The sequence below is a fragment of the Flintibacter muris genome (assembly GCF_943192995.1).
Lineage (GTDB): Bacteria > Bacillota > Clostridia > Oscillospirales > Oscillospiraceae > Lawsonibacter > Lawsonibacter muris.
This window is the reverse complement of the sequence record NZ_CALPCP010000001.1, coordinates 295,579-317,278: the sequence shown is the minus strand read 5'-3', so window position 1 is coordinate 317,278 and position 21,700 is coordinate 295,579. Positions and strand designations below refer to the sequence as shown.

Here is a 21,700-nt window from a genome sequence, read left to right as displayed (position 1 = left end):
AGCCGCGCCCGGTCTGCCAGGGGCGGCGCGGGTCTGTCCGGATATAACCATTTGATTATGAAAAACATAACTGTTTTCATCATTGGTTCTATGGGGACAGGCTTGTAAAATAGAGCAGAGAAACACCTTTTACCACCTTGCAAAATTAGGAAGAAAGTAGGGAACCTCTATGGCAAGAAAATTCAAAACCATGGACGGCAATAACGCCGCTGCGTATGTCAGCTACGCCTTTACCGAGGTAGCCGGCATTTACCCCATTACGCCGTCCAGCCCCATGGCGGACTACGTGGACCAGTGGGCCGCCCAGGGTCAGAAGAACATCTTTGGCAATACCGTAAAGGTCATTGAGATGCAGTCTGAGGCCGGCGCCGCCGGTACCGTCCACGGCTCTCTCAACGCGGGCGCTCTGACCACCACCTATACCGCCTCTCAGGGCCTGCTGCTGATGATCCCCAACATGTATAAGATCGCCGGTGAGCTGCTGCCCGGCGTGTTCCACGTGTCCGCCCGTACCGTGGCCGCCCAGTCGCTGAACATCTTCGGCGACCACTCCGACGTGATGGCCTGCCGCCAGACCGGCTTTGCCATGCTGGCTGAGGGCAACGTGCAGGAGGTTATGGACCTGGCCCCCGTGGCCCATCTGGCCGCCATCAAGGGCCGGGTTCCCTTCATCAACTTCTTCGACGGCTTCCGCACCTCCCACGAGATCCAGAAGGTTGCCATTTGGGACTACAAGGACCTGGCCGAGATGGTGGACATGGACGCCGTAGCCGACTTCCGGGCCCGGGCTCTGAACCCTGAGCACCCCACCATGCGCGGCTCCCACGAGAACGGCGATATCTTCTTCCAGCACCGCGAGGCCAGCAACAAGTATTACGACGCCCTGCCCGAGATCGTCGAGGAGTATATGGGCAAGATCAACGCCAAGCTGGGCACCGACTATCAGCTGTTCAACTACTACGGCGCCCCCGACGCTGACCGCGTCATCATCTGCATGGGCTCCTTCTGCGACGTGGCTGAGGAAGTAATCGACTATATGAACGCCCACGGCGAGAAGGTGGGCATGGTCAAGGTCCGCCTGTACCGCCCCTTCCGGGCCGACAAGCTGATTGCTGCCATCCCCGCCACCTGCAAGAAGATTGCCGTGCTGGACCGCACCAAGGAGCCCGGCTCCCTGGGTGAGCCCCTGTATCAGGACGTAATCACCGCTCTGGCTGAGAACGGCATTTGCGACAAGACCGTTATCGCCGGCCGCTACGGCCTGGGCTCCAAGGACACCCCGCCCCGCTCCGTGTTTGCCGTATACGAGGAGCTGGCCAAGGCCGAGCCCAAGAAGAAGTTCACCATCGGTATCGTGGACGACGTCACCGGTCTCTCCCTGGAGGAGAAGAAGGCCCCCAACACCGCCGCTGAGGGGACCATTGAGGTCAAGTTCTGGGGTCTGGGCGGCGACGGCACCGTGGGCGCCAACAAGAATTCCATCAAGATTATCGGCGACCACACCGACAAGTATGTGCAGGCCTACTTCCAGTACGACTCCAAGAAGACCGGCGGCGTAACCGTCAGCCATCTGCGCTTTGGCGACCAGCCCATCCGCGCCCCCTACTATATCAATAAGGCCGACTTTGTGGCCTGCCACGTGCCCGCCTATATTGTCAAGGGCTTCCCCATGGTCCGGGACGTGAAGCCCGGCGGCACCTTCCTGATTAACTGCCAGTGGACTGCTGAGGAGCTGGATAAGCACATGCCCGCCGTGGCCAAGCGGTATATCGCTGAGAACGACATCCAGGTCTACCTGATTAACGCGATTGATCTGGCCCAGGAGATCGGCATGGGCAAGCGCACCAACACCATTCTCCAGTCCGCCTTCTTCAAGCTGGCCAAGGTGATGCCCGAGGCCGAGGCCATCCAGTATATGAAGGACGCCGCCACCCACTCCTACCTGAAGAAGGGCCAGGACATTGTGGATATGAACCACAAGGCTATCGACGCCGGCGCCACCGCCTTCAAGAAGTTTGAGGTTCCCGCCTCCTGGAAGGACGCGCAGGATAAGCCTGTGGAGAGCAAGCACACCGGTCCCGCCAAGCTGGTGGACCTGGTGAGCAACGTGCTGGACCCCGTGGACCGCATGGACGGCGACTCCCTGCCCGTCTCCGCCTTCTCCCCCTACGCCGACGGCACCTTTGAGCTGGGCGCCGCCGCCTACGAGAAGCGCGGCGTGGCCGTGGCCGTGCCCGCCTGGGACTCCTCCAAGTGTATCCAGTGTAACCAGTGCTCCTATGTCTGCCCCCACGCCACCATCCGTCCCTTCGCCCTCACCGAGGAGGAGGCCAAGAACGCCCCCGAGGCCGCCAAGATTGTGGACGTCAAGGCCGGCAAGGGCAAGGGCCAGTACAAGTTTACCATTGCCGTCAGCCCCCTGGACTGCATGGGCTGCTCCGTGTGCGTGAAGACCTGCCCGGTGGACGCTCTGGCCATGGTGCCCCAGGAGCAGGAAGCCGCCCAGCAGGACGTGTTCAACTATATGGTGGCCAACGTCTCCGTCAAGGAGGAGATGGCCGACCTGTCCGTCAAGGGCTCCCAGTTCAAGAAGCCCCTGCTGGAGTTCTCCGGCTCCTGTGCCGGCTGCGCCGAGACTGCCTATGCCCGTCTGATTACCCAGCTCTTCGGCGACCGGATGTATATCTCCAACGCCACCGGCTGTTCCTCCATCTGGGGCGGCCCCGCCGCTACCTCTCCCTACGCCACCACTCCCGAGGGTAAGGGTCCCGCCTGGGCCAACTCCCTGTTTGAGGACAACGCCGAGCATGGTCTGGGCATGTACCTGGGCCAGAAGGCCGTCCGTGCCCGCCTGGCTGAGAAGACCAAGGCCCTGATTGAGGTGCCTCACGCCTATCAGCCCCTGAAGGACGCCGCCCAGAAGTGGCTGGACACCATGGAGGACGGCAAGGCCAACCAGGAGGCCACCAAGGAGTATATCAAGCTGCTGGAAGAGAGCATCATGCCTGTAGACGCCTGCATTGCCTTTATCTCCAGCCCCGAGGCCGACAAGGTCTTCGGCGACAAGAAGGACGCCATGCTGGCCCACGCCCAGGAGCTGAAGGCCTCCGGCGCCAAGTTCTGCGACTGCGACGCCTGCAAGCTGGTGGCTGACATCCTGGCCGAGAAGGACTACCTGGCCAAGAAGTCCGTGTGGATCTTCGGCGGCGACGGCTGGGCCTACGACATCGGCTACGGCGGTGTGGACCACGTCCTGGCCTCCGGCGAGGATGTGAACATCTTTGTCTTCGACACCGAGGTCTACTCCAACACCGGCGGACAGGCCTCCAAGTCCTCCAATATCGGCCAGGTGGCCCAGTTTGCTGCCGCCGGTAAGGTGATGCCCAAGAAGTCCCTCACCGAGATCGCCATGACCTATGGCTACGTCTATGTGGCTCAGATCTCCATGGGCGCCAACCCCAACCAGACCCTGAAGGCTATCGCTGAGGCCGAGGCCTATCACGGCCCCTCCCTGATCGTTGCCTACTCTCCCTGCGAGATGCACTCCATCAAGGGCGGCATGGCCAACTGCCAGGTTGAGATGAAGAAGGCCGTGGAGTGCGGCTACTGGAACCTGTTCCGGTTCAACCCCGACCTGAAGAAGGAGGGCAAGAACCCCTTCACCCTGGACAGCAAGGTTCCCGCCGGCGGCTACCAGGAGTTCCTCATGAACGAGGCCCGCTACTCCGCCCTGACCCGGTCCTTCCCCGACCGCGCCAAGGAGCTGTTCGCCCTCAATGAGGAGACCGCCAAGAAGCGTTACGACAAGCTGACCCGTCTGGAGAAGATGTTTGGCGAGGAGTAATTCTTCCAATGATTAACCACCGCTGCTTTTCAGCAGCGGTGGCCATAAAAGGATTTGAATGATCAAAAAGCGGTGCAGTCTCTCGACTGCGCCGCTTTTTTCTATGACCTGTTGACGTTGCTGCGGACCTGTCTTTGTTCCGGTTTTTTGGGGATGCCCAGCTGGGCGGCGCAGGAGGCCACCTCGGCCCAGGGAGCCAGGAAGGTGTGTATGCCCAGCTTGCGTCCCACCTCCACCTTGCGCCGCAGGGTGTCGCCGTCGTCAAAGAGGACAAAGTGGGCTCCGTTCTCCCGGCTCATGTAGGTAAAATACCGGGCGCACAGGTCTGAGGAGAAGAAGATGGAGGGGGACAGCCGGGCCTTTAAGTTTTCCAGCTCCTGCTGGGTGAGGGGCTGTCCGCTGCCGGTGGGGGAGGGGAGAAAAAAGTCCTCCGACGACTTCTCCAGGGCCAGCACCACCCGGCTCTCCCCAAACCGCTCCAGCGCCTCCTCCAGCCGCCGCTGGAGGGAGCCCCCGGACAGAGCGGAGGGGATCATCACCCGGGCATGGGGGGCGTGGCGGCCATAGCGCTCGGTGACATACAGGGTCCAGCCCCGGCGGGCAAACTGCTCATCCAAATGGCCGGCAATCTGCTCCAGGGGGGGCAGACGGTTTTCAAAGTCCAGGATGGCCCCGGAGAAGCCCCGGGCCTGGCACTCCCGCAAAACCTCCTGGCACAGCGGACCGGTGGGACCCAGGCCGTCGAAGTCCCGGTCATCCACCACCATCAGCCCCCCTCTGGGCGCGGTGTTGTCCGCCCGGAACAGGTGGGGGCCCGGCCCCAGGCGGTAGGCCAGGTGGGCGGGAAGGGTCTGCCAGCCCCGGAGGGCGGGCAGCTGCCGGGGCGGAATTGTGATAATAAAGGTGTCCTGTGGCATAGGAATCCCCCTTGTCCGAAGTTTCTTCCTGTGATATACTATGCTGTACAGTTTATGAAACCGGATCAGGGAATAGAACAGCGGAAAAGCCTCCCTTTGCAAAGGGAGGTGGCATTTGCCAGGCAAATGACGGAGGGTTTTCCCAATCGAAACGCATCTGTTTTTCATGGAAAACCCCCACCCGCTTCGCGGGAGCCCCCTTTGCGAAGGGGGCCTTTTGGGAAAGGAGAACGCCCATGCCCTTATCACCCATACCCCGGGGGGTCTACCCCTCGGTGACTCACATCTCCCCCAGGGCGCTGGCGGAAAAGGGGATCAAGCTGGTGCTGGCTGACCTGGACAACACGCTGGTCCCCTACAAAGTGACCCGGCCTCCGGCGGAGGTGGCGGCCTGGAAGGAGGAGCTGGAGGCCAACAACATTGCGCTGTTTCTCCTCTCCAACAGCCGCAAGCCCGGCCGGGCCCGGGAATTTGCCCGGCAGCTTGGCATCCCCTATCAGGGGCACTCGGGCAAGCCCAAAAGGGCGGGCTACCTCCAGGCCATGGAGCGGATGGGGGCAAAGCCCCGGGAAACCGTTATGGTGGGGGACCAGATTTTTACCGACACCCTGGGGGCCAACAACGCCGGGGTCACCCCCCTGCTGGTGGAGCCCATCCGTCTGGCGGGCAATCCGGGGCGGTACATCCGCTACGCGGTGGAGACCCCCTTCCGCCTGCTGGGGAAAAGGAGGCCCTTTGTATGAGCGCGATATTCGGCCCGGCGGGCAACTGCGACAGCTTTTCCAAAGTCCACAAATCCTCCCTGGCCGCCCCCGGGTGGATTGCCGGCTTCGGCCTGGACTGCTACGAGTACCAGTGCGGCAAGGGGGTCCACGTGGGGGAGGATACCGCCCGAAAGGTGGGCGAAAACGCCCGGGCGGCTGGCATTTCTCTGTCCCTCCACGCCCCCTACTTCATCAATCTGGCCAATCCGGACCCGGATTCCCTGAAAAAGACCATTGGCTACATCACCGCCGGCTGTCAGGTGGCCCGGTGGATGGGAGCGGGACGGGTCATCATCCACTCCGGGGCGCTGATGAAGCGCAGCCGGCGGGAGGCGCTGGACATTGCGAAAAAGTCCCTGGCGGAGGTGATCTCCGCCTGTGACGGACAGGGGTATGGTCAGATCACCCTCTGTCCCGAGACCATGGGCAAGATCAACCAGCTGGGCGACCTGGACGAGGTGCTGGAGCTGTGTACTCTGGACGGGCGGCTGGTCCCCTGTATCGACTTCGGCCACCTGTACGCCCGCTCTCTGGGGGCGGACGACGGCCAGGAGGCCTTCTGCCGCATGCTGGACCGGGTGGAGGAGGTGCTGGGGCAAGAGCGGGCCTCCGCCTTCCACAGCCACTTCTCCCACATTGAGTTTACCCCCAAGGGCGGGGAGAAGTGCCACCGCACCTTCGACGACGACGGCGGCTACGGCCCGGACTGGGCTCCCCTGGCCGCCGAAATCGCCCGCCGGGGGTGGTCGCCCACCTTCATCTGCGAGTCCGCCGGCACCCAGGCGGAGGACGCGCTGACCATGAAACGGATATATGAGAACTGCCTGTAGGGCGCGACGACCCCGGCGCGCCGCCTGCAAAACCCGCCAACCTGCGGCGGGCCGAGTCGTCCCGCCCTACAGGATGTTCTGAACATTGATTTCCGTGGGACGGGCCAAAGGCCACCCCTGTACAATCACAATGACCGGGAGGAGTCAATCACTATGAACCACATTGAAAAAATTTCCGCCCAGCTGCCGGAGTACGGCCTGGACGCCATGCTCATCACCAGCGAGTCCGGGGAGCGCTACGCCCTGGGCTTTCACGGGGAGGGCCTGCTGCTGGTCACCCGGAGCGGGGCCCAATACTCCACCGACGGCCGCTACATTGAGGCCGCCCGGGAGCAGATACAGGGGGCGGAAATTGTCCTCACCACCCCGGAGAAGGGGCATATGGCCTTTGCCAAGGAGTATATTGAGGGGGAAAAGCTCCACAATATCGGCTTTGAAAGCGGCGCCATGACGGTGGACAGCCACCGGAAGTACACCCAGGAGCTGCCCGGCATCCTCACCCCGGCCCAGAAGCTGCTGGACGGCCTGCGGGCCGCCAAGGACGAGGGGGAGCTGGCCCTGATGCGCCGGGCCCAGGAGATCACCGACGAGGCATTCCGGGCCATCCTCAACTTCATCCGCCCCGGCATGACGGAGCGGGAGATCGCCGCCCGGCTGGTGTATGAGCTGCTCAGCCGGGGTGGGGACAAGGTGTCATTCGACCCCATTGTGGCGGCGGGGGCCAACGGCTCCCGGCCCCACGCCGTTCCCGGCGACCAGGTGGTGGACATGGGCATGTTCATCACCATGGACTTTGGCTGCAAGGTGGAGGGCTACTGCTCTGACATGACCCGCACTGTGGCCCTGGGCCACCCCACCGCGGAGATGGAGGAGGTGTACGCCGCCGTCCTGGCCGCCCAGAAGGCGGGCATCAACGCCGCCCGGGCGGGGGTCACCGGCCGGGAGATTGACGCCGCCGCCCGCCGGGTCCTCCAGGAGGCGGGCTATGGGGACTACTTTTCCCACAGCTTTGGCCACTCCCTGGGGGTGGACATCCACGAGTCCCCCAACGCCAGCTCCAAGGAGACCCGGCCTATGCCCGTGGGGGCGGTGATCTCCGCCGAGCCGGGGGTCTATATCCCCGGGCGCCTTGGGGTGCGGATCGAGGATGTGCTCATTCTCAAGGAGGGCGGCTGTGAGGACATCACCCGGTCGCCCAAGGATTTGATTGTGCTGTAACACACAGGCCCTCTTCGCAAAGGGGGCTCCGCCCGGAGGGCGGTGGGGGGGTAAACCCTCTGTCACCGCCTTCGGCGGTGCGCCTCCCTTCGCAAAGGGAGGCAGTCAGCAACGAGGAGGGCCGATTATATGGACCGCGACAAAACCTGCTGCTTCACCGGGCACCGGCCCGACAAGCTGCCCTGGGGGGAGGACGAGTCCGACCCCCGGTGCGGCCGGATCAAGGGGAGCATTGCCCGGGCCCTGGAGGACGCCTACACGGCGGGCTGCCGCCGCTTTATCAGCGGGATGGCGCGGGGCGGAGACCTGTACTTTGCCGAGGCGGTGCTGGAGCTGCGGAAGCGGCACAGGGACGTAGAGCTGGAGTGCGCCCGCCCCTGCCAGACCCAGGCGGACAGCTGGCCTGAGCCGGAACGGCGGCGGTATCAGGCCATTTTGGACCAGTGCAACTTTGAAACGCTGGTCCAGCACAGCTATGACCGCTTTTGCATGATGCGGCGGAACCAGTACATGGTGGACCGCTCCCGCCGCCTCATTGCCGTGTACAACGGCGTGCCCAAGGGAGGCACCTATCAGACCCTGCTCTACGCCATGAGAAAGGGGCTGTCCACCCACATTCTGGACCTGGAGGACTTTTGCCAATGAATACCCTGATGCACATCTGCTGCGCCCCCTGCGCCAACCGGCCTGTCGCACAGCTGCGGGAGGAGGGGCTGTCCGTCACCGGCTTCTGGTTCAACCCCAACATCCACCCCTACACCGAGTATCAGGCCCGGAAACGCACCTTGGAGGAGTACTCCAAGGAGATCAGCATGAAGCTGGTCATTGGCGGCACCTACGACCTGCGGCCCTTTATCACCGCCGTGGCCGGGGATATCGACGGCCGGTGCGCCTACTGCTACCGGGTCCGGATGGAGGAGACCGCCAGATACGCCGCCGAAAACGGGTTTGACAGCTTTACCACCTCCCTGCTCATCTCCCCCTACCAGAACCATGAGGCCATTGCCGCCTCCGCCCGGGCGGCGGGGGAGCAATACGGCGTGGACTTTCTCTATCGTGACTTCCGTCCCCTGTTTCAGGAGGGCCAGCAGTTTGCCCGGGAGCACGGCTTCTATATGCAAAAATACTGCGGCTGTATTTTCAGCGAGGAGGACCGCTACATGGCGGCCAAGCGGAAAAAGAAGTCCCGCCCCCAGTGAGAGGCGGGACTTTTTATGTATTTGCTTACCCGAAGATGGCGGGCAGAATGCTGAGGAAGCCGGCGATAATGATGCCGTTGAAGAAGTCAATAAACAGGGAGCCCACCAGCGGCACGATAAAGTAGGCCTGGGGTGCAGGGCCGTGCTGCTTGGTGATGGCCTGCATGTTGGCCATGGCGTTGGGGGTGGCGCCCATGCCGAAGCCGCAGAACGCGGAGGTCATAACGGCGGCCTCGTAATCCCGGCCCATGATGTTGAACACCAGGAAGCGGGCGATAAAGAACATCAGCACAACCTGGGCGACCAGCATGACAATCATAGGACCGGCCAGATCGGCCAGCTCCCACAGGCGCAGGGACATCAAAGCGATAGCCAGAAAGATGGACAGGGACACATTGCCCCACAGGTCCAGGGCCTTGGCGGGCAGGATGATGTGCTTTACATCACAGAAGTTGCGGATGATGGCGGCAATGACCATGGCGCCGATATAGGTGGGGAAGATGAAGTTGATGGTGAAATTGCCAATCTGAACGTGGAGCCTGTTGAACGCGGCGGTGAGCAGGGTGCCCAGGCCGGAGGCCACGATCAGCAGGATGGCCGCGTTGGTAAAGGCGTCCTGGTCCACCCGCTCGGCCTTTTCCTGGTCGGCGGTGGACTCGTCTGCCATTTCCATGATCTCCTCTGTGCTCTCGGTGGAGTGGAGGTTATGCGCCTTGATGATGCTCCGGGCGGTGGGGCCGCCCATCAGGGAGCCGGCCACCAGGCCGAAGGTGGCGGCGGCGACAGCCAGCACGTTGGCGCCAACCAGGCCGTACTCCGTCTCAAGCGTGGGGCCGTAAGAGCCGGCGGTGCCGTGTCCGCCCACCATGGGGATGGAGCCGGTACACAGGCCCATGCGGGCGTCCCAGCCAAAGACCACGGCCAGACCGCTGCCCAGCAGGTTTTGGAGAACTACCATGGCGATAGCGATAATCAGGAAGGTAAACACCTTTTTTCCGCCCTTTTTCAGCAGGCGGAAGCAGGCGGTATAACCCACGCTGGTGAAGAACAGGGTCATAAAGAAGGTCTGTACGTTGCTGTCAAAGGTGAGCTTCAGCACACCGGCCATATACAGCAGCAGATGGACAATGGCGAAAATCAGTCCGCCCACCACAGGGGCTGGGATACAGCAGCGTCTTAAAAAGTCGATACGGTTGGTGAGAAACCGGCCCAGGACGAACAGCATCATGGCAATGCCCGCAGTCTGGAACATGTTCAGGGTATACTCGATCATAGGTACTCTCCTTCTTTCTCCTGGTTTGTTAGGGGCTTGCCCCTATTTCCAGGGAAATTTTATGACCCAACCGTCAAAAAGTTTCAAATTCTAACGAACTGCAGAAAAATTCTACTAAAATGACAAAGAGATTTATGAGAAGTTGTATGTATTGTACAAAGATAGTCTCTGTCAATCCTCCTCTACCAGGATGATGAGACCGTCTAAAAACTTTTTCAGATTGGCCTTGCCCCGGGGGCCCTTGCCCTGCAAAAAGGCCATCTCCGCCCTGACCTCGTGGAAGGGGAACAGGCGGGTGGCGTAGCGGAGGAAAAATTCGTTGTTGTAGTCCTCCAGGCCCAGGCTGGCAATGTGGCTCAGCCCCCGCTCCACCGCCCGGCGGATGCGCTGTTCTGTAGACTTGGGCGGGCCGGGGAGCCGGGCGCACAGAGCGGACACCCCCACCTGGGATACGCTGTCCCCCTCCTCCAGCAGGAGCATACACAGATCAATGATATCGTTGGAGCCCTTTTCCCCCGCCATGCCCAGCTGGCTGAGGATGTGGGTCAGCTTTCTGCGCCGGCGCTGGCCCAGGTCTGGCTGAGGGGCCGGGGCCTCCCGGCCGGCAAAGACGCTCTGGATGGTTTTGAGGGCCCGCTCATTGTCAATTTGGTTTTTCATATTGGTGATGACCTGGCGCACCTCAATGAGATTGATGGGCTTTTGGATGAAAAATTCCACCCCAGCGGTGTAGGCCTTGGCCACCATCTCCTTGGAGGATACCTGGGAGATCATGATGAATTTGGCGCCGCACCCCCGCTCCTTCAGTTCCCGGACCACTTGGATACCGTCCTTGCCGGGCATGAGCAGGTCGATCAGCACCAGGTCGGGGTCCAGCTCCAGAACCCGGTTCAGATCGGGCGGGCCGTCCCCGCTGTCCCCGCAGACGGTGCCCAGCCCGCTGCGCTCCACTATGTCCTCCAAAACTCCGATGACAGAGATGTCGTCCTCAATAATAAAGATTTTCATGGGTAATCCCCTCCTGTGACTGCGTTTAAGGGCAAATCCACATGGAATGTGGTCCCCTGGCCCGGCTCGGACTCCACCCGTAGGCGGCCCCCCAGCTCTTCCACAATATACTGCACGGCGGGCAGGCCCACACCCCGGTTGATATTCCCGGTGGCCTGGTTAAATTTGGTGGAGTAGCCCACCTGAAACAGCATTTTTTTCACCCGCGGCGGGATGCCGGGGCCGTTGTCCGACACGGTGAGGAGAAAACGCTCCCCCTCCGCCGTGATGTCCAGCCGGACAGTCCCCTGGCCCCTGTCCGACTGGATAGCCTCCACCGCGTTGGTCACCAGGTTTTTCAGGATGGACAGCACCCGGTAGTGTTCCGCCACGGGGAGGCTTTGGTCGCAGTGGCACTCCAGGCGGATATCCTTCTGGCGGTCCCCTAAAAGCTGCCGGTTGGACACCTCCAGGATATACAGCAGGTCGGACAGGGTCATGGCCTGGTGGTCATAGGCCTGGGCCACGTCCTCCTCCAGCCCCCGGATGATGCGCAGGTTGTCCTTCTTCACCTCGTGGACGTCCCGGGCAATGGACAGGGCCAGGGCGGTGAGCTCCCCGGAAGAGGGCTGTCCCTCCAGCCGCTCGTAGAGCTGGTAGGCCTTGGACATGACGCCCTCAATATCCTCGGCGTCCTTTTTTAAAAAGTACAGCTCTGTTTTCAGGTTGGCGGTCATAAGAAAGAGGCGGCGGTAGCGCTGCTCATGCTCTGAGCGCAGAAGCAGCTGGCGGTAGCCCTGTCCCGCCCAGAGGAGGGCGCAGGCGGTGAGCCCCCGGACCAGGGCCAGCCCGGCCAGCGGAAGAACGGCGGGGAGGCTGGTCAGGCGGCTGGACAGCCACAGGTTGAGCAGATTGGAGACAAAGTCGCACAGGCATAGGGTGACCCCCAGCCCCAGGGGAGGGGCGGAGCGCCGGTCACGGAGCAGCAGGCACAAAAGGGCGTCGTAGCACAGATAGAACACCCCGCCGGGGTACTCGATCAGCAGGGCGTGGGACAGGGCCATCCCGCCCAGCAGGTCAAAGGCCACCCGGATAAACAGCACGCACAGTCCGGTAATCAGTCCGGTATCCGGTCCGCGGCGGTCTTCCATAAGGGTGATGAGCAAAACGGGGTAGAGAATGGCGGCGGCAGATACCCGAAAGCCCTCCGCCCACAGGGACAGGTAAATCTGACTGGTGAGCGCCACCACCACGCCGGTGAGCAGCTGGCGCTGTCGGACCGTCAGCCGCAGGTCGTGGTACTTGGCCGGTTCCATGGGTATGCCTCCTCCATATGCTTTGGTGATTTCTATCATAAAGTATCCGCCGCAATTTTGCAAGCACAGGTTGCTTTCATGCAGGGAAATCAATTATGGCGATTGGGAAAATCAATTATGGCGATTGGGAAAACCTTCTTGTTTTCTACAGGCGCCTGTGGTATGATACCATATCAAAATAATAGGAGTTGGCAGGATGGAGTACAAGAAGGCCACCCCAGCGGATACGCAGCAAATTGCCGCACTGGTGCAGGAGACGATTGGGGCAATTTACCCCAGGTATTATCCCCAGGAGGTAGTGGAGTTTTTTCAGCAGCTTCACTGTGAGGAGAATATTGCCGGCGATATCGAAGCCGGAACGGTTGGCGCGCTCTGGAAGGATGGCGCTATCGTGGGGACAGGCTGTTATCAGGGGAACCATATTGCAAGGGTATACGTCAAACCGGACTGCCAGGGTCGGGGCCTTGGAAGCTGCATCATGCAGTGCCTGGAGGACCAGATCGGGCGGTTGCATAAGACGGCCTGCCTGGACGCATCTCTGCCCGCCTGTCAGATATATGAAAAGCGGGGATATCGGACGGTGTGCCACAAGCAGTGGAATGTGGCGCATGGCGCTGTGCTGGTGTACGAGGTAATGGAAAAGAACCTGCGTCCATAAAAAAGCGCGCCCTGTCAAGGGCGCGCTGTGTATTTCGGTCAGGCCTGGGTGTCAAAGCGGTGCAGCGGCAGCGACTTAATAGTTTGACCGATCCGGTCCAGCATCTCCTGGGTGATGAGCTGGTCAAGGCGCTCATTTCGGTAATCCACCGCTCCTGCGGGGCGCTCTTGACTGGGGAATATGGACACTGACTTGTAAACAGTTGTCTCAGACAGGGAGAGCTCCGTTTGCCCGTCGCTGTGCTGGGCGGTGGCGAGGACGGAGTGATACCCACTGATGTAAAAAGTGGGGGAGGGTCCGAACTGGGCCAGGGACCAGGTTCCGTCCTCGTTTTGGTGGGAGGGGATGTACCACTCGGAGAGTCCTCCCATCTTCTGAGTGAACCCGCTCTCGTACAGGACGGAGGCCTTCCAGCTGCTGTTATCCCAGCTCTGAGCAAATTGCGTGGTAGTGCTGGCAAAGGCGGAGCCGCCGGAGGTAAATGCCCCAATGCCGGTGGAGGAGGTCCGGACAGTGGTCTCATGGACCAGGTCAAAATATTCCGATTGACAGTCCACTGTAAAGTGGGTTACATTGACATTGGCTGACAGGGGTTCCGTAGTGACATTTTTGGTGGCGGAAACGCTGCCATAGCCCAGGATACCGGCATTGCGCAGACGCTCCGCCTGCTCCGCTGTGGGCGGCTGGGACAGATCGATGACATCAGTTTTGGGCGTTGGCTGGTCCGCTTTCACAGCAGCAGTCCGTCCCGCAGAGGCAGGCTTGGCAGGAGAGACAGACAGGGGACGGATTGAAATATCAAACATTGAAAGGCCCTCCAATCAAAACATTCTGTATTATATATCGGAGGTTAATACAAAAATATAATAGAAATGTCCAAATAATAACAAGTTTAAAATGCTATGCCAGACATTCAGAGGCGGCAAATCTGATGATTGCGATAGAAACCGCATTTTGCGTTCGGGAGAGGAGTGTCCCCGACTGGACGGTCTTGATGTTTATTCCTCGTTCTCTAAGAAGTAGGACGCCTCCATATCCGCTGTAGCCAGCGCGAAGGCCAGGGGGTACATCCGCAGGGCCTGGCCCACGGTGCGGTTGTCCTCCGGGCCGGAGAAGCCCATGTGCCAGCGGATGGCCATGGCCTCCTCACGGGTCAGGCGGATAAAGCCGTTGGTGATGTACACGCTCTTCTCCCCGTGGCCGTAGGGCAGGGGGTCGTCAAAGGTGAAGGAGGGCACCTTGCTCCACTGGCCGGTGGCGTCGTCCTTCACGTTGCGGAAGCTCTTTTTGTAGCAGCCGATTTTGCAAAAGTCGTGGCACAAGGCCACAATGGCGATGGACTCATCACTGTAGTCCAGGCCGTACAGCTCCTGCACCCGCTCCCGCTGAAGATAGTCCACCAGACAGTGATACACGTTCAGGCTGTGCTCACACAGCCCGCCCTCATAGGCCCCGTGGTACCGGGCGGAGGCGGGGGCGGTGAAGAAGTCGCTCTTGTGTTCCAGGTAGTCCAGCAACTTGTCGGCTCCCTCACGGGTGATGTTGGCTTTGAAAATCTCAATAAATTCCTCTTTGCAGGACATAGATGTTCTCCCTTCTGTCAGCTTGGTTTCCAGTTCATTGTATCACACAGACGGTCAAATTTCCAGAGACGGTTTTGAGGGCTGAGTCCGCTTTGACGGCACGTTGAGCAGCAGCACTGCCCCTAAAATGGCGGCCATGCCCAGCAGCTTGTATGGAGTGACCTCCTCACGAAAGAGCAGGATTCCCAGGGCTGCGGCCACAAAGGGCTCCAAGGTGGCCAGAATGGCGGCTTTGCCCGGCTCAGCGTCCCGCAGTCCGGCGGTGTACAGGTGGTAGGGCAGGGCGCAGCACAGCAGCCCCACCCCCAGCGCCCCTGCCCAGGCCCGCCAGTCTCCCAGGGCGGCCAGGTTGTTCTGTATTCCGGACAGAGGCAGAGAGAACAGGGCGCAAAACAAAATGGTGTAGAAGGTAACGGTGGAGGGGGCGTATTTTTTCAGCACGAACTTTCCAAAGATGGAGTACAAGGCGTAACCGAACCCGGAGCCCAGTCCGAAGAGGATGGTTTTAGCGGAGATGGGCGTCTGTCCCAGGGGAAACAGTCCGGTGACCAGCACACAGCCTGAGAAGGTCACTATAAGGGCGATCAGCTTGACAGGGGTGACCGCCTCCCGAAAGAAGAGGGCGGACATGAGGGTGACAAACACCGGGGAGGTATACAGCAGCACCGCCGCCACCGACATGGAGCTGAGGGTGATGGCGTTGAAGTAGCACCAGTTGAAGAAGAGCAGGGAGCATACCCCGGTGCCCAGGAACCAGCCGCAGTCCTTTGGATCAACGCGCAGGGCCTCCCGGTTGGAGAAAAACAGAAAGAGCCCATAAAAAACGGCCCCCACCAGGGAGCGCATTGCCACCCCCTGCATAGAGGTGAGCCCGGCGGCGGTGAGCAACTTCAAAAACAGACCGATACACCCCCACAGCCCGGCGGCGGCGATAATGTTCAAATAAGCTTTGTTCATAGAGCTTGCCTCGCTTTCTGGAATGGTATATGATTATAGCAAGCTTCAAAATTGCTGACACCAGCTCTGTAGGGGCGGCCTGTGGCCGCCCGCAAAATCAAATGGATCTAACTGTGACGGGCGGGCTGCCAAAGGGCGCCTCTACAAGTGGCAGTAATTCTGACGATTGCTGTAGGATAGGCAGGGGTAAAGCACCTGCCCTTGCCTTTTTCTAGAGGGGACACCGTTCATAATATCATACAGAAAAGACGAGGAAAAGACAAGATGGAATACGGAAAAATTTTGCCAGGTGTGTTTCAAGCCCGGCCCAACCGGTTTATCGCCCATGTGGAGGTGGAGGGCCGTGTGGAGGTTTGCCATGTGAAGAACACCGGCAGGTGCCGGGAGCTGCTTCTGCCCGGGGTACGGGTCTGGCTGGAGGAGAGCGCCAACCTTGCCAGAAAGACGAAATACGATCTGATCGCGGTGGAGAAGGAGCGGCCCAGCGGCCCGCTGCTGATCAACATGGACTCCCAGGCTCCAAACCGGGTATTTGGAGAATGGGCGGCAGCGGGGGGACTGGGCTTCATCCCCACCCTGCTGCGCCCGGAGACGGCATACGGAACTTCCCGGTTTGATTATTACTGGGAGTTGTTGGAAGACAAGGGGACCCGCCGGGGATTCTGGGAGGTAAAGGGGGTCACTCTGGAGGAAGATGGAACGGCCCGCTTTCCGGACGCCCCCACCCTTCGGGGGGTCAAGCACCTGGAGGAGCTGGTGCTGGCCCATGAGGCGGGCTATGAGGCCGGGGTGTGCTTTATCGTCCAGATGGCCGGGATGGACCACGTGGAGCCCAACGACGCCACCCACCCGGAATTCGGAGAAACCCTCCGCCGGGCCGCCCGGGCCGGGGTGGAGGTGCTGGCCCTGGAGTGCGGGGTGGAACCGGGACGGCTGACTATAAAAAAGCAGCTTCCCGTCCGATTGGGCAAGGGGTAAAGTTTTCCCCCTTTCGGGCCGATATTTTAGCTGTAGCACTGCAGCAAGCTTTAGAATTGCTGACACCAAAGCTGTAGGGGCGGAGGTCGGCAATGTTGAATCCTGACAGAAACAGCGGAAGGGGGCTTCCATATGGAAACACATGACTCAATCGGGAGAGAGGCTGAATCTCCCATGGCCGATCAGTCCGGCTCCGCCGGAGGCGGAAGGCGGATCTCCATCGACCGGTTTGAAATGAACCGCCACTGGGAGGAGCGGACCGAGGAGGAGAAGGTAGAGGCGGCGGCGGCCCTGTATGAAAAGGCCGCCAGGCAGTGGATGCAGCCAGAGCAGCCGGAGCAGGAAGAAGAAATTGACAGCGAGGAGCTGGAGGCCATGTCCCAACAGCTTAAGCTCCAGCAGAAGTGCCAGGATATCGCCGCGCTGATGATGGCGGTCAGGCTGGAGAGCGATTTTGACGAAGATAAGACAAAATAAAAGGAGGTACGGAGGATGGAGATACGGCGCGTATTGCAGGGAGAGAATATAGATTTTTCCTCCTCGCGCCCCACTCAAAAGGCGGAGCGTAAGACGGCGGGCACAGTCCGGCCCTCCGCCGACCGGCTGGAGCTGTCCCGCCAGTGGGTGGAGCAGATGCAGCAGCAGAACACTCAGATTATGTCCCTCCTGTCCCAGCCCGCCGGGGAGCAGAATGGTGAGGACGAAGGCGGTCTGCTGGGCTATATGGAGACCGAGGAGGAAAAGCTGGAGGGGCTGTCCGAGGCGCTGGATATCCAGATGAAGTGCCTGAAAATTGCAATGAACATGATGAAGGGCAAAAAAGTCCCGCCCGAGGATGAGCGGTATTTGATGGAGCACGACCCAAACGGCTACAAAGTGGCCATTGCCATGAAAGCTTTGGTCAAGGAGGACAAGAAGGAGTGTGAAAGCGTCCTGGACGACGAGGACAAGGACGGCGGCAAGACGGAGGAATCCTCTGACAGCGCAGAGCCCGCCTCCAGCGGCGAGACCGCTTCCTCCAGTGGAGACAGCGGCGTGGAATAAAAAACACAGGAGCGGCGGGACCGGATGGTCCGCCGCTCCTTTTTCAGTTGCTCCAGATACACAGCTTTTCCAGGCCGATCAATTTGTCCAGCCCCTCCAGGTCATTGAGGAACAGTTCGCCCAGTTTCAGAACCCGAAGCTGGGGCAGGGACTCCAGAAATTTGAGGCTGTGAATTTCCCTCTCGCAGCTCATCAGGCGGAGCACCTCCAGATTGGGCAGCAGGGCAAAGTCCTCCGGCGCGAGCATTCCGTAGTCGCAGGTGACCTCGTCCTTCTCCAGGCCGTCAAAATCGGAAGACTTGGCGTAGCAGCGTGTGACGCTTTTGTCAAATTTCTCCATAACCTTGCGGTTCGCGTAATAGCCGGCGGGAGTGAGGCTGTATTCAAAACGAGGAAGCTCCTCTCTCAGCCGCAACGTATATATGGAACAGCCAGCCTCCAGAGATTCACGGCGTAACTCCACAATGTCCTGGGCGGTGCGGTACTTTCCGGTATTTTCAATGCAGGCGCAGTACCATTCGTCGCCGGCGTCCGGAAAGGCGCAGGTCTGGAACAGCTCAGGGGGCAGAATCTTGGCAAAGCCCAGCTCATAGCTGTGGGTGGTGGCGACAAAGAGATATTTGATTTCCCCCACGTCCTCATCAGTAATGGCCCGGGTCTCAATGCCCAGATAATTCCGGACGCACCGCTCAAACCACTTGGACCGAAAGTTCAGTTCACACATAAAAATCCTCTTAAATTTCCCGCCGTCCCTCCAGGGCGCGGACCAGGGTGGCGTCGTCGGCGTACTCCAGGTGACTGCCTACGGGGATGCCGTAGGCCAGGCGGGTGACCTTCACCTGAAAGGGTTTCAGCAGCCGGGACAGGTACATGGCGGTGGCCTCCCCCTCGGTATCCGGGTTGGTGGCCATGATGACCTCCTCAATGCCGCCCGCCGCCACCCGCTCCACCAGGGAGCGGATGTACAGATCGTCCGGCCCCACGTGGTTCATGGGGGACAGCACCCCGTGGAGCACATGATACAGCCCGTTATACTCCCGGCTGCGCTCCATGGCGATTACGTCCTTGGGGTCGGCCACCACGCAGACGGTGGCCGTGTCCCGCTTGGCGCTGGCGCAGATGGCGCAGGGGCCGTCCCCCTCTGTCAGGTTCTGGCAGACGGGACAGCAGTGTATGTGGGCCTTGGCGTCGGTGATGGCCTGGGCAAAGGCGTCGGCCTCCTCCTGGGGGAGAGACAGCACATGGAAGGCCAGCCGCTGGGCGGATTTGATGCCCACACCCGGCAGCTTGGCGAAGTGTTCCACTAAATTTTCCAGTGCGGGGGGAAAGTACTGCATGGAAAGGACCTCCGGGAATAGATGTAAAGGCAGGCATAACCTGCCCAAAGGCCTCCCTTCGCAAAGGGAGGTGGCATTTGCAAAGCAAATGACGGAGGGTTTTCTCCTATCGAAACGCAGCTGTCTCTACAGGAGGCCCCCCGCCCGGCTTCGCCGGGAGCCCCCTTTGAGAAGGAGGCCTTTACCCTCTCAGCGCCGCAATGGCGGCGGGAATATCGTCCGCTCCGTAGACGGCGGAGCCGGCCACCAGCACGTTGGCCCCGGCCTCCACCACCAGGGGGGCGGTTTTGGGGGAGATGCCCCCATCCACCTCCAGCTCGCAGGCGGGGTTGTACTTGTCAATGATGGCCCGGACCTGGCGGATGGTGTCCAGCTGGCTTTCCATAAAGGCCTGGCCGCCAAAGCCGGGTTCCACCGTCATCACCAGCACCATGTCCAGCCCCTCAATATAGGGCAGGATAGCCTCCGCCTTGGTGATGGGCCGCAGGGCCGCCGCCTTTTTTACGCCGTTGGCCTCCATAGTGTGGAGCGCCTCCAGAATACGGGTGGGGTGGTCGGCCTCCAGGTGGACGGACAGCATATCAGCTCCCGCCCGGGCGAAGGCCTCCACATAGCGCGCCGGCTTGTCCACCATCAAGTGGACGTCCAGAAACATGCCGGTACATCTCCGGATGGACTTGAGCACCGGCACGCCAAGGGTGATATTGGGGACAAAAGCGCCGTCCATCACGTCCACATGGAGGCAGTCGGCGGAGGACACCTTTTGGATATCCCGCTCCAGGTTGGCAAAGTCGGCGGACAGGATGGATGGGGCAATTTTAATCATAACAAGTTCTCCTTTTTGTGGACAGGCGCTGGGGACAGGCCCGGCGCATAGGATATTGCAGCGGAGAGGAGGCCCCGGGCGTGGGGAGAGGCTGCTCCGGGCCGCGCCCACGGCCCAAACCCGTCCTCGACCGCCCGGCCGGCCCGCCGCTTTCAGATAGCCGTCCGTCGGGAGTCCGCAGCGGACTGCCCGGCGGGCGGCACAGGGCAAGGTCAGTTGTAAAAATCCGCGGTGTCCGTCTCCACCGCCTGGAAGCCCTCGGCCCGGAGGGCAGTGAGAATCTGCTCCTTGTGGTCATGGCCGAAGGCCTCCAGGGTGACCCGCAGCTCCACGCCGGACTGGCGGTTGATATTGACAAACTGGTTGTGCTCCAGCTTGATGACATTGCCGTTGTTGGCGGCCAGGATCTGGGCCACGGCCAGCAGGGAGCCAGGCCGGTCGGGGAGCTGAACGGCAAAGGTGAAGATGCGCCCCCGGCTGATTAGGCCATGCTGGACCAGGGAGGACATGGTAATCACGTCCATATTGCCCCCGGACAGGACGCAGACCACGTTTTTGCCCTCATAGCCCAGGTGGCGCAGGGCGGCCACAGGGAGCAGGCCGGAGTTCTCCACCACCATCTTGTGCCGCTCCATAAGGTCCAAAAAGGCCTCCACCAGCTCGCCGTCGTCAATGGTGATAATCCGGTCCACATTCTTTTGTACATAGGGGAAGACCAGCTCACCGGGGGTCTTTACCGCCACGCCGTCGGCAATGGTGGTGGCGGCGGGGATGGTGACCACGCGGCCGGCCTCCAGGCTGGCTTTCATAGAGGCCGCCCCGGTGGGTTCCACGCCGATAACCTCCACATTGGGGTTGAGCAGCTTGGCCAGGGTAGACACCCCCGCTGCCAGCCCGCCGCCGCCGATGGGGACCAGGATCACGTCCACATCAGGCAGGTCCTGGAAAATTTCGTAGGCGATAGTGCCCTGGCCTGTGGCCAGGGTCAGGTCGTTAAAGGGGTGTACATAGGTCAGTCCCTCGTTCTGGGCCAGCTCAGCGGCCAGCTCGGCGGCGTCGTCAAAGACCTCGCCGTGGAGAACCACCTTGGCCCCGTAGTCCTTGGTGTTGTTCACCTTTACCAGAGGGGTGGTGGTGGGCATGACAATGGTGGCCTGAACTCCGGCGGCCTGGGCGGCGTAGGCCACCCCCTGGGCGTGGTTGCCGGCGGAGGCGGTCACCAGTCCCCGGTCCTTCTCCTCCTGGGAGAGGGTGCTGATCTTGTAGTAGGCCCCCCGGAGCTTGTAGGCCCCGGTGGCCTGCATGTTCTCCGGCTTTAAGTAGACCGAATTTCCAAAGTTTTTGGACAGATAAGGGGAGTGGATCAAAGGCGTGGGCCGCAAAACGCCCTGCAAAACACTGCGGGCCGCCTTGAAGGATTCCAGAGTGAGCATAAGTTGATGTCTCCTTTATGTAAAAAATCAAGATATTCCTTATCATACTGAAATATGAGGGAGAAGTCAATGCAAAATGGGACAAGTTTTCCGTCGGCAGGCGTTAATATTAGGTTACACAAGGTCAAGCGACCGAGTGTAACCTAATTTTTTATACATACGACCGCCAAAATGTGCGAGGAGGGCATGAAAATGACAGTTACAAGTATTCGGGACGCCTGGGCAGAGGTGCAAAAGATTTTCCCCACCCGTTATGAGCATGACGCCAGCCGCAACGAACGGGCGGGGAAATCAGGTGCATGGTGCTGACCGCCGAAAACAACGCCAGGGTGGCTATGAGCTGCAATCGCAATCATCAGAATTGCTGCCATTTGTAGGGGCGGCCTTTGGCCGCCCGTCACAGGCAGAGCCGGTGTCAGCAATTTTGAAGTTTGCTGTAGACCACCCTGATGCGGCCCAGTTTCTTGGTGTCATACAGCGTGGGTCTTCATCTCCGCCGGCTATGGTGCGTTTTATCTCTTTTGGATAAAATTGCA

Annotated in this window: 21 protein-coding genes; 10 read left to right on the top strand and 11 right to left on the bottom strand. The window is 60.6% G+C overall.

Going from position 1 to position 21,700, the window contains the following annotated elements; translation table 11 throughout:
- Window positions 1–169: 169 nt before the first annotated feature.
- Complete coding sequence (gene nifJ, locus NFS22_RS01720; RefSeq protein WP_251316045.1) at window positions 170–3,844, top strand: pyruvate:ferredoxin (flavodoxin) oxidoreductase; 3,675 nt, start codon at window positions 170–172, stop codon at window positions 3,842–3,844.
- Between the two features lie 101 nt (window positions 3,845–3,945).
- Here nifJ and NFS22_RS01715 read toward each other — a convergent pair whose 3' ends face one another.
- Window positions 3,946–4,761: a glycoside hydrolase family 18 protein gene (locus NFS22_RS01715; RefSeq protein WP_251316043.1), complete on the bottom strand. Its 816-nt coding sequence runs from the start codon at window positions 4,759–4,761 to the stop codon at window positions 3,946–3,948.
- Between the two features lie 236 nt (window positions 4,762–4,997).
- On the opposite strand from NFS22_RS01715, the gene NFS22_RS01710 reads away from it, so the two are divergent.
- The 5 genes from NFS22_RS01710 to NFS22_RS01690 all read left to right on the top strand — a co-directional run bounded on the left by NFS22_RS01710 (window position 4,998) and on the right by NFS22_RS01690 (window position 8,772).
- Window positions 4,998–5,504: a YqeG family HAD IIIA-type phosphatase gene (locus tag NFS22_RS01710; RefSeq protein ID WP_251316041.1), complete on the top strand. Its 507-nt coding sequence runs from the start codon at window positions 4,998–5,000 to the stop codon at window positions 5,502–5,504.
- Window positions 5,501–6,355, top strand: coding sequence for a TIM barrel protein (locus NFS22_RS01705; protein ID WP_251316040.1), 855 nt, complete (start codon window positions 5,501–5,503; stop codon window positions 6,353–6,355). The genes NFS22_RS01710 and NFS22_RS01705 overlap by 4 nt, the downstream gene beginning before the upstream one ends.
- A 153-nt stretch (window positions 6,356–6,508) precedes the next feature.
- Window positions 6,509–7,573: a M24 family metallopeptidase gene (locus tag NFS22_RS01700; RefSeq protein ID WP_251316039.1), complete on the top strand. Its 1,065-nt coding sequence runs from the start codon at window positions 6,509–6,511 to the stop codon at window positions 7,571–7,573.
- A 129-nt stretch (window positions 7,574–7,702) separates the two neighbouring features.
- Complete coding sequence (locus tag NFS22_RS01695; protein ID WP_251316038.1) at window positions 7,703–8,218, top strand: SLOG family protein; 516 nt, start codon at window positions 7,703–7,705, stop codon at window positions 8,216–8,218.
- Complete coding sequence (locus NFS22_RS01690) at window positions 8,215–8,772, top strand: epoxyqueuosine reductase QueH (protein ID WP_251316037.1); 558 nt, start codon at window positions 8,215–8,217, stop codon at window positions 8,770–8,772. Before NFS22_RS01695 ends, NFS22_RS01690 begins: the two co-directional genes overlap by 4 nt.
- Before the next feature lie 25 nt (window positions 8,773–8,797).
- On the opposite strand, the gene gltS is transcribed toward NFS22_RS01690, so the two are convergent.
- The 3 genes from gltS to NFS22_RS01675 all read right to left on the bottom strand — a co-directional run bounded on the left by gltS (window position 8,798) and on the right by NFS22_RS01675 (window position 12,348).
- Window positions 8,798–10,045, bottom strand: a complete 1,248-nt coding sequence (gltS, locus tag NFS22_RS01685; protein WP_251316036.1) for a sodium/glutamate symporter — start codon at window positions 10,043–10,045, stop codon at window positions 8,798–8,800.
- Between the two features lie 171 nt (window positions 10,046–10,216).
- Entirely contained in the window at window positions 10,217–11,053 is an 837-nt protein-coding gene (locus NFS22_RS01680) for a response regulator (protein ID WP_251316035.1), read from the bottom strand.
- Complete coding sequence (locus NFS22_RS01675; protein WP_251316034.1) at window positions 11,050–12,348, bottom strand: sensor histidine kinase; 1,299 nt, start codon at window positions 12,346–12,348, stop codon at window positions 11,050–11,052. The genes NFS22_RS01680 and NFS22_RS01675 overlap by 4 nt, the downstream gene beginning before the upstream one ends.
- 196 nt (window positions 12,349–12,544) lie before the next feature.
- On the opposite strand from NFS22_RS01675, the gene NFS22_RS01670 reads away from it, so the two are divergent.
- Window positions 12,545–13,006 (top strand): GNAT family N-acetyltransferase, encoded by a 462-nt coding sequence (locus NFS22_RS01670; RefSeq protein WP_251316032.1) that lies wholly within the window; start codon window positions 12,545–12,547, stop codon window positions 13,004–13,006.
- A 38-nt stretch (window positions 13,007–13,044) separates the two neighbouring features.
- On the opposite strand, the gene NFS22_RS01665 is transcribed toward NFS22_RS01670, so the two are convergent.
- The 3 genes from NFS22_RS01665 to NFS22_RS01655 all read right to left on the bottom strand — a co-directional run bounded on the left by NFS22_RS01665 (window position 13,045) and on the right by NFS22_RS01655 (window position 15,546).
- Entirely contained in the window at window positions 13,045–13,812 is a 768-nt protein-coding gene (locus NFS22_RS01665; RefSeq protein WP_251316031.1) for a hypothetical protein, read from the bottom strand.
- A gap of 192 nt (window positions 13,813–14,004) precedes the next feature.
- Entirely contained in the window at window positions 14,005–14,589 is a 585-nt protein-coding gene (locus NFS22_RS01660) for a hydrolase (protein ID WP_251316030.1), read from the bottom strand.
- Between the two features lie 54 nt (window positions 14,590–14,643).
- Entirely contained in the window at window positions 14,644–15,546 is a 903-nt protein-coding gene (locus NFS22_RS01655; protein WP_251316029.1) for a DMT family transporter, read from the bottom strand.
- A gap of 264 nt (window positions 15,547–15,810) precedes the next feature.
- Between NFS22_RS01655 and sfsA the strand changes: the two genes are divergently transcribed.
- The 3 genes from sfsA (at window position 15,811) to NFS22_RS01640 (ending at window position 17,568) form a co-directional block, all read left to right on the top strand.
- Window positions 15,811–16,524 carry a DNA/RNA nuclease SfsA gene (gene sfsA / locus NFS22_RS01650; RefSeq protein ID WP_251316028.1) on the top strand — a complete coding sequence of 238 codons (714 nt, stop codon included), beginning with the start codon at window positions 15,811–15,813 and terminating at the stop codon, window positions 16,522–16,524.
- A 132-nt stretch (window positions 16,525–16,656) separates the two neighbouring features.
- Window positions 16,657–17,001 (top strand): hypothetical protein, encoded by a 345-nt coding sequence (locus NFS22_RS01645; RefSeq protein WP_251316027.1) that lies wholly within the window; start codon window positions 16,657–16,659, stop codon window positions 16,999–17,001.
- Window positions 17,002–17,016: 15 nt separating this feature from the next.
- Window positions 17,017–17,568 (top strand): hypothetical protein, encoded by a 552-nt coding sequence (locus NFS22_RS01640; RefSeq protein WP_251316026.1) that lies wholly within the window; start codon window positions 17,017–17,019, stop codon window positions 17,566–17,568.
- Between the two features lie 43 nt (window positions 17,569–17,611).
- On the opposite strand, the gene NFS22_RS01635 is transcribed toward NFS22_RS01640, so the two are convergent.
- The 4 genes from NFS22_RS01635 to ilvA all read right to left on the bottom strand — a co-directional run bounded on the left by NFS22_RS01635 (window position 17,612) and on the right by ilvA (window position 21,164).
- A complete protein-coding gene (locus NFS22_RS01635; protein ID WP_251316024.1) occupies window positions 17,612–18,292 on the bottom strand; it encodes a leucine-rich repeat domain-containing protein in 681 nt (226 codons plus the stop codon).
- Window positions 18,293–18,302: 10 nt separating this feature from the next.
- The gene (gene recR, locus NFS22_RS01630) at window positions 18,303–18,905 is read right to left on the bottom strand and encodes a recombination mediator RecR (RefSeq protein WP_251316023.1); all 603 of its coding nucleotides are present in this window, start codon (window positions 18,903–18,905) and stop codon (window positions 18,303–18,305) included.
- 181 nt (window positions 18,906–19,086) lie between these two features.
- Entirely contained in the window at window positions 19,087–19,731 is a 645-nt protein-coding gene (rpe, locus tag NFS22_RS01625; protein ID WP_251316022.1) for a ribulose-phosphate 3-epimerase, read from the bottom strand.
- Between the two features lie 212 nt (window positions 19,732–19,943).
- Window positions 19,944–21,164, bottom strand: a complete 1,221-nt coding sequence (ilvA, locus tag NFS22_RS01620; RefSeq protein WP_251316020.1) for a threonine ammonia-lyase — start codon at window positions 21,162–21,164, stop codon at window positions 19,944–19,946.
- Between the last annotated feature and the right edge of the window lie 536 nt (window positions 21,165–21,700).

Coding starts and splice junctions, on each gene's coding strand:
- nifJ (WP_251316045.1), top strand. CDS start 170: ATGGCAAGAAAATTCAAAACCATGGACGGCAATAACGCCGCTGCGTAT.
- NFS22_RS01715 (WP_251316043.1), bottom strand. CDS start 4,761: ATGCCACAGGACACCTTTATTATCACAATTCCGCCCCGGCAGCTGCCC.
- NFS22_RS01710 (WP_251316041.1), top strand. CDS start 4,998: ATGCCCTTATCACCCATACCCCGGGGGGTCTACCCCTCGGTGACTCAC.
- NFS22_RS01705 (WP_251316040.1), top strand. CDS start 5,501: ATGAGCGCGATATTCGGCCCGGCGGGCAACTGCGACAGCTTTTCCAAA.
- NFS22_RS01700 (WP_251316039.1), top strand. CDS start 6,509: ATGAACCACATTGAAAAAATTTCCGCCCAGCTGCCGGAGTACGGCCTG.
- NFS22_RS01695 (WP_251316038.1), top strand. CDS start 7,703: ATGGACCGCGACAAAACCTGCTGCTTCACCGGGCACCGGCCCGACAAG.
- NFS22_RS01690 (WP_251316037.1), top strand. CDS start 8,215: ATGAATACCCTGATGCACATCTGCTGCGCCCCCTGCGCCAACCGGCCT.
- gltS (WP_251316036.1), bottom strand. CDS start 10,045: ATGATCGAGTATACCCTGAACATGTTCCAGACTGCGGGCATTGCCATG.
- NFS22_RS01680 (WP_251316035.1), bottom strand. CDS start 11,053: ATGAAAATCTTTATTATTGAGGACGACATCTCTGTCATCGGAGTTTTG.
- NFS22_RS01675 (WP_251316034.1), bottom strand. CDS start 12,348: ATGGAACCGGCCAAGTACCACGACCTGCGGCTGACGGTCCGACAGCGC.
- NFS22_RS01670 (WP_251316032.1), top strand. CDS start 12,545: ATGGAGTACAAGAAGGCCACCCCAGCGGATACGCAGCAAATTGCCGCA.
- NFS22_RS01665 (WP_251316031.1), bottom strand. CDS start 13,812: ATGTTTGATATTTCAATCCGTCCCCTGTCTGTCTCTCCTGCCAAGCCT.
- NFS22_RS01660 (WP_251316030.1), bottom strand. CDS start 14,589: ATGTCCTGCAAAGAGGAATTTATTGAGATTTTCAAAGCCAACATCACC.
- NFS22_RS01655 (WP_251316029.1), bottom strand. CDS start 15,546: ATGAACAAAGCTTATTTGAACATTATCGCCGCCGCCGGGCTGTGGGGG.
- sfsA (WP_251316028.1), top strand. CDS start 15,811: ATGGAATACGGAAAAATTTTGCCAGGTGTGTTTCAAGCCCGGCCCAAC.
- NFS22_RS01645 (WP_251316027.1), top strand. CDS start 16,657: ATGGAAACACATGACTCAATCGGGAGAGAGGCTGAATCTCCCATGGCC.
- NFS22_RS01640 (WP_251316026.1), top strand. CDS start 17,017: ATGGAGATACGGCGCGTATTGCAGGGAGAGAATATAGATTTTTCCTCC.
- NFS22_RS01635 (WP_251316024.1), bottom strand. CDS start 18,292: ATGTGTGAACTGAACTTTCGGTCCAAGTGGTTTGAGCGGTGCGTCCGG.
- recR (WP_251316023.1), bottom strand. CDS start 18,905: ATGCAGTACTTTCCCCCCGCACTGGAAAATTTAGTGGAACACTTCGCC.
- rpe (WP_251316022.1), bottom strand. CDS start 19,731: ATGATTAAAATTGCCCCATCCATCCTGTCCGCCGACTTTGCCAACCTG.
- ilvA (WP_251316020.1), bottom strand. CDS start 21,164: ATGCTCACTCTGGAATCCTTCAAGGCGGCCCGCAGTGTTTTGCAGGGC.